The sequence below is a fragment of the Peptoniphilus indolicus ATCC 29427 genome (assembly GCF_000227315.1).
GTDB classification, from domain to species: Bacteria; Bacillota; Clostridia; order Tissierellales; family Peptoniphilaceae; genus Peptoniphilus; species Peptoniphilus indolicus.
Window position 1 is genome coordinate 1 of sequence record NZ_JH165086.1, and the last position, 2009, is coordinate 2009.

At 29.1% G+C, this 2009-nt stretch carries 1 protein-coding gene and 1 pseudogene; both read left to right on the forward strand.

The genetic code is table 11. The features are described from left to right. Positions 1-79: 79 nt before the first annotated feature. Positions 80-559: a TRAP transporter small permease gene (locus tag HMPREF9129_RS09925; RefSeq protein ID WP_004823291.1), complete on the forward strand. Its 480-nt coding sequence runs from the start codon at positions 80-82 to the stop codon at positions 557-559. A 23-nt stretch (positions 560-582) separates the two neighbouring features. Next, positions 583-1841 (forward strand): annotated as a pseudogene (locus HMPREF9129_RS11570) (TRAP transporter large permease). Positions 1842-2009 lie beyond the last annotated feature (168 nt).

The following is a 2009-nucleotide window of genomic DNA, read 5'->3' on the forward strand; positions in this document are numbered from 1 at the left end:
ATAAAAGTAGATCTCAAGTTATCGGAGAAGAATATTTTGATGAATTATCGAGTGAATTAAACTTATAAAGGTGGATTTTATGGTGAAGTTAAATAATTTGATTACTAAGGTATTGAAAATATTAATTATAACAGTTTTTTTAGCGTTGATAATATCTTGTGTATTACAAGTATTCACAAGATTTATTCTAAACTCTTCTTTATCATGGACAGAAGAATTAGCTAGATATAGCTTTATATGGGCTAATTTATTAGGAGCAGCATTATGTACAAAAAACAAAAGTAATGCCACCGTGAGTGTAGTTATAGAAAATATAAATGAGAAGAATAGAAAGAAACTAAGTTTAATAATAAATATTTTAACTATTTTAATAGGAACTATATTAATAGTTTTTGGATCAAAAGTAGCTTGGGCGGTTAGAACTCAGCTTAGTCCTGCATTGAGGATTAGCATGGCATTTGTATATATGGCTGCACCGATATTTGGAGCATTGATAACTTTTTATTCTATATATGATATATATATGAATATGGCAAATTGTATAGGAGATGATATTTAATGGTAGGAATTATGTTTTTGTTAATGTTCATATTAATTTTTATAGGGCTACCAGTGTTTTTGTCTATATTGGGTTCAGGTATTATATTTTTATTAATAACTGACATGAAACCTTTATTACTAGTAAGTCAAAGATTTATAACAGGATTAGATTCATTTCCTTTATTGGCAATACCATTATTTGTATTAGTGGGCGAGATAATGGATAAAGGGGGGATATCAAAAAGGATGATTCATTGGGCTGATGAATTGATTGGTTGGTTACCAGGAGGATTAGGAGTTGTAACAATAGTTTCATGTGCTATTTTTGCAGCTTTAACGGGGTCGGGTCCTGCTACAGTAGCAGCTATTGGAAGTATAATGATACCATCTTTAACTAAGAGTGGATATGATAAAAAAACAGCAGCGGGAATGGTTGCTGCTGGGGGAGCTTTAGGGCCTATAATTCCTCCAAGCATTCCTATGATAATTTATGGAGTTACAATGGGAATTTCAATACCTAAAATGTTCATAGCTGGAATTATACCTGGAATTGTAATGATGTTATTTTTGATTTTAGTAAATTTTGTAATTATAAAAAATAATCCGAAAATAATGGAGAATGATAGGAAAAAGTTTAATTTTACAGAATTAATAAAATCTACATGGTCAGCTCTTGGAGCTCTACTTTTACCGATAATAATATTAGGGGGATTTACTCAGGGATATTTACACCTACAGAGGCAGCTGCTATTGGAGTAGTGTATTCATTAATATTAGGTATGGCAATATATAGAGAGATAAAAATTTATGAATTACCAGGGGCGTTATTAAAAGCGATGGAGACATCAGCCATGGTAGGTATAATCATGGGGGCGGCAAATTTGCTTTCTTGGATAATGTCAGTAACTAATATAGGGTCTACAATAGCATTATATTTGAGTGAAATAATAACTAATAAGTATGTATATTTATTAGTACTAATGATAATTTTATTCTTTGTGGGGGCTTTAATGGATACTGTTGCAGCAATTATTATAATTGCTCCTGTAATTGTTCCTTTTGGATTACAACTTGGAATAGATCCGTTACATTTAGGCATGATTTTTGTAATAAATTTGGTTATAGGATATGTTACACCTCCTTTCGGATATAATTTGTTTACAGCAGCATCGATAACAGGATTAAAATTTAATGATATTGTGAAAGGAGTTTTACCGTTCTTGATTATAGAATTACTAACTGTATTGTTATTTGCTTATATACCTCAAATAATTCTTTTTTTGCCAAATATATTAAAATAAAAATAAAATTTTTATGTAAAATGAATTATTAATATATTAATTATAGAAAATATTAGAAGATTAATAATAACAAACTCTGATTTACTAAGTAAGTTGGAGTTTGTTTTTTATTGAAAATTTAATTTACGAGTTTAAAATTTACTAATACTATCATCCTATTAAATCTAG